Below are 5,914 nucleotides of genomic sequence, written 5' to 3' on the forward strand. Positions count from 1 at the left end.
TTCGAACACCACCACGCGCTGCTGCGGCAAACCGCGTTCGATGCGCCGGCCGAGGCGCTGGCGCGCGCGCGGATGGTCTATGTGTACGGGCAGGGCGGCGGTTCCACGGCGCTGGCCGACGAGTTGCGCTTCCGGCTGGTGCGCTTCGGCCGCCCCGTCGCGAGCTATCAGGACGCGCTGTTGCAACGGATGGTGGCCAGCACGGTCGACGCGCAGTGCGTGGTGGTGGCGCTGTCGGTCACGGGCCGTGTGCCCGAGCTGCTCGAAAGCTGCGCGCTGGCCAAGCGCTACGGCGCGCGCATCGTGGCGCTGACCGCGCCCGCCTCGCCGCTCGCGCAACTGGCCGACGATCTGATTCCGGTCGTCGCGTTCGAAACCGATTTCATCTTCAAGCCGTCCACCTCGCGTTACGCGATGATGATGGCGCTCGACGTGCTCGTCACCGAGGTCGCGCTGCGGCTCGGCGACGGCTGCCGCGAGACGCTGCGCCGCATGAAGCACGCGCTCGACGTGCACCGCGGCGGCGGCGACCGACAACCCCTCGGAGACTGACATGCATTCCCATCCCGAAGTCGCGGATACGCTGATCGTCGACGCCGTGCTGATCGACGGCACCGGCGCGCCGCCCGCGCAGCGCGACGTGGCCGTCCGCGACGGCCGCATCGTGGCGATCGGCAATTTGTCGAGCTGGCTGGCCGAGGACGTGATCGAGGCGAACGGCCGCGTGCTCGCGCCGGGCTTCATCGACGTCCACACCCACGACGACACGCACGTGATCCGCGCGCCGCAGATGCTGCCGAAGATCTCGCAGGGCGTGACCACGGTGGTGGTCGGCAATTGCGGGATCAGCGCGTCGCCGGTGGCGCTGCGCGGCGATCCGCCCGATCCGATGAACCTGCTCGGCGATCGCGAGGCGTTCCGCTACCCGACGTTCGCGGCGTATGCCGAAGCGGTCGACCAGGCGCAGCCGGCCGTCAACGTGGCCGCGCTGGTCGGCCACACGGCGCTGCGCAACAACCAGATGGACCGGCTCGACCGCGCGGCCAGCAGCGAGGAAATCGCCGCGATGCGCCTGCAGCTCGAAGAAGCGCTGCTGAACGGTGCGCTCGGGCTCAGCTCGGGCCTTGCCTATGGTTCGGCGTTCGCCGCGCCGGTGGAGGAGGTGATGGCGCTGGCCGAGCCGCTCGCGCTGGCCGGCGCGCTGTACACCACGCACATGCGCACCGAATTCGACGCGATCCTCGACGCGATGGAGGAGGCGTATCGCGTCGGCCGCCATGCGCGCGTGCCGGTGGTGATTTCGCATCTGAAGTGCGCCGGGCCGTCGAACTGGGGGCGCAGCGCCGAGGTGCTCGCCTCGCTCGACCGGGCGCGCCGCATCCAGCCGGTCGGCTGCGACTGCTACCCGTACAGCCGCAGCTCGTCGACGCTCGACGTCAAGCAGGTCAGCGGCGATATCGAGATCACGATCACGTGGTCGGAGCCGCATTCCGAGATGGCAGGCAAGAAGATCGCCGCGATCGCGGCCGAATGGGGCGTGAGCGAGCAGGACGCGGCGCGGCGCCTGCAGCCGGCCGGCGCGGTGTATCACAACATGTCCGAGGACGACGTGCGGCGGATCCTCTCGCATCCGTCGACGATGGTCGGCTCCGACGGCCTGCCGAACGATCCGCTGCCGCATCCGCGCCTCTGGGGCGCGTTCCCGCGCGTGCTCGGCCACTACGCGCGCGACGAGAAGCTGCTGCCGCTCGAGGAAGCCGTGCGCAAGATGACGTCGCTGACGGCGCGCCGCTTCGGCCTCGACAAGCGCGGCGAGGTGCAGGTCGGTTTTCACGCCGATCTCGTGCTGTTCGATCCGGCCACCGTGATCGACGTCGCCTCGTTCGAGGCGCCGCAGCAACCGGCGCGCGGCATCGACGCGGTCTGGGTCAACGGCGTCATGTCCTGGCGCGACGGCGCGGCCACCGGCACGCGCGCCGGGCGCTTCGTGAAGCGCGGCACGCGCGCGCTCAGCGACGCGGCGTTCTGATCCGCACCATCCGGCCGGGCGTGTCCCGGCTCGGCTCGAACCGAAATGACCGGCGCGCTGCGTGCGCCGGACGAACCGGCCGCGCGGCCAACGCGCGGCCCGAACCCGCAAACCGAAGGAGAAAACGATGAAGCGTTACGGAGTGGGCGATGCGAAGGGAACCGGCGGCCAGGTGATGCCGTTCGCGAAGGCCGTCGAGGCCGACGGCTGGCTGTACGTGTCGGGCCAGACGCCGATGGTCAACGGCGAAGTGGTGGAAGGCGGCATCGTCACGCAGTCGAAGCAGACGATCGAGAACGTGATCGCGATCCTCAAGGAAGCCGGCTACGGCCTCGAGCACGTCGTGCGCTGCGGCGTGTGGCTCGACGACGCGCGCGATTTCGCGTCGTTCAACAAGGTGTTCATCTCGTACTTCGGCGAGCATCCGCCAGCGCGCGCCTGCGTGCAGTCGAGCATGGTCATCGACTGCAAGGTCGAGGTGGATTGCATCGCCTACAAGCCGCCCGTCAAGTAAGCCGGGCAGCATAAAAAAACGCGGCAGCGCGGGCCACCGAGGGCTCGCGCTGCCGCGTTTTGCATTGGCGCTGCGCTTATTGACGCGCGGTGCGCGCGTTGTCGGGCATCGGCTGATTGAAGTTGGTGCGGAACGGGTTGATGTCGAGCCCGCCGCGGCGCGTGTAGCGCGCGTACACGGCCAGCTTCACCGGGCGGCATTCGCGCAGGATGTCGACGAAGATCCGCTCGACGCACTGCTCGTGAAAGCCGGTGTGATTGCGGAACGAGATCAGGTAGCGCAGCAGCCCGGCCTGATCGATCGGCGCGCCCACGTAGTGAATCTGCACGCTGCCCCAATCGGGCTGGCCGGTGACCGGACAGTTCGACTTGAGCAGATCCGACACCAGCGTTTCCTCCACCGGGGATTCGTCGTGCGAGGCCGACAGCAGCGACGGATCGGGGTGGTAGATGTCGGTATCGAGATCGAGGCGGTCGAGCGACTGGCCGTCGAGCTCCTCGAGCTTCAGCTTGGCGAACGCCGACGGCGAGGCCAACTGCACCGACACGGTCGCGCCGCAGGACGCCGACACGTCGCGCTTGAGCGTGTCGCGCACGGCGTCGACCGAGTCGAACGCCGTTTGCGCGAACGAGCCGAGATACAGCTTGAACGATTTCGATTCGACGATGTTCGGCGAATCGGCCGGTACGAAGAACGTCGCCACGGCGATCTGCGGCTTGCCGCGCGCGTTGACCCACGACAGTTCGTAGGCGTTCCAGATGTCGGTGCCGAAGAACGGCAGCGCCGCGCCGATGCCGATCTGTTCGCGCGCGCCGGCGCGCGGGATCGGAAACAGCAGCGAGGCGTCGTAGGCGGTGGTGTAGGCCGAGGCCTTGCCGAGGGGGGAGTGTTCGGGCGTCATCGATCGTCTCGCGTGGGTCAGGCCAGGAACAGCCGGTAGGCCGGGTTCGCGGTTTCTTCGTGGTAGGGGTAGCCGAGCGCGGCCAGGAAGCGGTCGAACGCCGCGTGATCGGCGGCCGGCACCTGCAGGCCCACCAGGATCGAGCTGTAGTCGGCGCCCTGGTTGCGGTAATGGAACAGGCTGATGTTCCAGTTCGGCGCCATCGACGACAGAAACTTCATCAGCGCGCCCGGCCGTTCGGGGAATTCGAAGCGGAACAGCCGCTCGTCGCGGGCGAGCGGCGAACGGCCGCCGACCATGTAGCGGATGTGATCCTTCGACAGCTCGTCGCCGGTCAGGTCGGCGGTCACGAAGCCTTGCGCGTCGAAGGTGGCGGCGATCTCGGCCGATTCGCCGCGGCGGCGCGTCTGCACGCCCACGAAGATGTGCGCGGAGCGTTCGTCGGCGATCCGGTAATTGAATTCGGTCACGTTGCGCTCGCCCACCAGTTCGCAGAAGCGCCGGAAGCTGCCGCGTTCCTCGGGTATCGTCACGGCGAACACGGCCTCGCGGGCCTCGCCCACCTCGGCGCGTTCGGCCACGAAGCGCATGCGGTCGAAGTTCATGTTCGCGCCGGAGGTGATCGCCACCAGCGTTTCGCCCTCGATGCCGGCCTGCTCGGCGTAGCGTTTCGCGCCGGCCACGGCCAGTGCGCCGGCCGGCTCCAGCACGCTGCGCGTGTCCTGGAACACGTCCTTGATGGCGGCGCACAGCGCGTCGGTGTCCACCGTGATCACGTCGTCGAGCAGTTCGCGGCACAGCCGGAACGTTTCCTCGCCCACCAGCTTGACCGCCGTGCCGTCCGAAAACAGCCCGACTTCGGCCAGCGTCACGCGCTCGCCGGCCCGGATCGATTGCGCCATCGCGCAGGAATCGTCGGTCTGCACGCCGATCACGCGGATTTCGGGACGGATCGCCTTCACGTAAGCGGCCACGCCGGCCGCCAGGCCGCCGCCGCCGATCGGCACGAAGATCGCGTGGATCGGCCCCTGATGCTGGCGCAGCACTTCCATCGCCACGGTGCCCTGGCCGGCGATCACGTCGGGATCGTCGAACGGGTGGACGAAGGTCAGGCCGCGTTCGTTCTGCACCTGCACGGCGTGGCCGTAGGCGTCGCTGTACGATTCGCCGAACTGGATCACCTCGACGGTCGGGCCGCCGTGGGCGCGCACCGCGTCCACCTTTACTTGCGGCGTGGTGACGGGCACCACGATCACGGCCTTCACGCCGAGCCGCGCCGCCGAAAACGCCACGCCCTGCGCGTGATTGCCGGCCGAGGCCGTGATCACGCCGCGCTCGCGCGCCTCGGTGGACAGGTGCGCCATGCGATTGTAGGCGCCGCGCAGCTTGAACGAGAACACCGGCTGGTTGTCCTCGCGCTTGAGGAGCACGCGGTTGCGCACGCGGGCGGACAGATTGCGGGCCGGTTCGAGGCCGGTTTCGACCGCCACGTCGTAGACGCGGGCGGTGAGGATCTTCTTCAGGTAGTCGTGAGCAGCCATGACGGTCGCGCGGGTATCGGCCGGCGCGGCAAAAGCGGGGAAAACCGGGATTTTAGCGCCAACCCCGCCCCGGCGGGCCTGTGAGCCTCACGACCGACCGGACGGGCGGGCAATTCCCGGGCCGCGCCGCCGGGCCGGGAATTGCGGCCGATTCAGGCGTCCACGCTCGCGCCGATCATGGGTTAGAATTCCGTTTTGAATCAAGGATCGGAAGATGCAAAGGCAGTATCGGACCGCCCATTTGAAGCCGTCTCCGCGGGCAGCATGTCCCTCGGCGGCTCGGCACGCGCACTGCGCGCGATCGTGCTGATGGCTCCGAGCGCCGCCAGGTATCGGCCGGCCGGGGCCTTGCGTACATACGCATGGCACGGCGCCCGCGCATAGTTTGCGAGCCTGGTAACAGAAGATTTTCCCCAGATCCGCGCGCACCACGCGCATGCCTCAGCCGTGCCCAGACCGCACGGCCGGCCCTCCGACTCGTCCGAACATGAACGCACCACAAGTTTTCGATCCGCATGGCGCGGCAGCCGCCGTCGCAGCCGACCTGACGCCGCGCCTGCGCGAAATCCCGTACAACTACACGTCGTTCTCCGACCGCGAGATCGTCATTCGCCTGCTCGGCGAGGATGCCTGGTCGGCGCTCGACGACCTGCGCGGCGAACGCCGCACCGGCCGCTCGGCGCGGATGCTGTACGAAGTGCTCGGCGACATCTGGGTGGTGCGCCGCAATCCGTACCTGCAGGACGACCTGCTCGACAACCCGAAGCGCCGCCAGATGCTGATCGATGCGCTCAGCCACCGGCTGGCCGAGATCGACAAGCGCCGTCAGGCCGATCTGTCCGAGCACGGCGACGAAGCGGCGCGCGAGCGCGCCTCGCGCGTCGCGATGCTGACGGTGGCCGCGCGCGGCGCGGTCGAATCGTTCGCGC

6 protein-coding genes and 1 pseudogene are annotated in these 5,914 nt (G+C 68.8%); 4 read left to right on the forward strand and 3 right to left on the reverse strand.

From position 1 onward, the window contains the following. From G3N92_RS29770 to G3N92_RS29780, 3 genes are all read left to right on the forward strand, one after another. A partial coding sequence (locus G3N92_RS29770) for a MurR/RpiR family transcriptional regulator (RefSeq protein WP_206131147.1) occupies positions 1 to 552 on the forward strand: 552 nt, incomplete at its 5' end. Between the two features lies 1 nt (position 553). Next, positions 554 to 2,029, forward strand: coding sequence for a D-aminoacylase (locus G3N92_RS29775; protein WP_206131148.1), 1,476 nt, complete (start codon positions 554 to 556; stop codon positions 2,027 to 2,029). Between the two features lie 127 nt (positions 2,030 to 2,156). After that, complete coding sequence (locus tag G3N92_RS29780) at positions 2,157 to 2,543, forward strand: RidA family protein (RefSeq protein ID WP_206131149.1); 387 nt, start codon at positions 2,157 to 2,159, stop codon at positions 2,541 to 2,543. Between the two features lie 76 nt (positions 2,544 to 2,619). On the opposite strand, the gene queF is transcribed toward G3N92_RS29780, so the two are convergent. The 3 genes and pseudogenes from queF to G3N92_RS35585 all read right to left on the reverse strand — a co-directional run. Further along, entirely contained in the window at positions 2,620 to 3,444 is an 825-nt protein-coding gene (gene queF, locus G3N92_RS29785) for an NADPH-dependent 7-cyano-7-deazaguanine reductase QueF (protein ID WP_206131150.1), read from the reverse strand. Between the two features lie 17 nt (positions 3,445 to 3,461). Next, complete coding sequence (ilvA, locus tag G3N92_RS29790) at positions 3,462 to 4,985, reverse strand: threonine ammonia-lyase, biosynthetic (RefSeq protein WP_241015101.1); 1,524 nt, start codon at positions 4,983 to 4,985, stop codon at positions 3,462 to 3,464. A gap of 180 nt (positions 4,986 to 5,165) precedes the next feature. After that, positions 5,166 to 5,502, reverse strand: a pseudogene (locus G3N92_RS35585) (hypothetical protein); the annotation flags it as partial. Here G3N92_RS35585 and G3N92_RS29795 point away from each other — a divergent pair. Continuing rightward, positions 5,473 to 5,914, forward strand: a 442-nt coding sequence (locus G3N92_RS29795) for a DUF3683 domain-containing protein (protein WP_206131151.1), incomplete at its 3' end; no start/stop codon positions are given. The pseudogene G3N92_RS35585 and the gene G3N92_RS29795 overlap by 30 nt on opposite strands.

This window comes from Burkholderia sp. Ac-20379 (assembly GCF_017104645.1).
Lineage (GTDB): Bacteria > Pseudomonadota > Gammaproteobacteria > Burkholderiales > Burkholderiaceae > Burkholderia.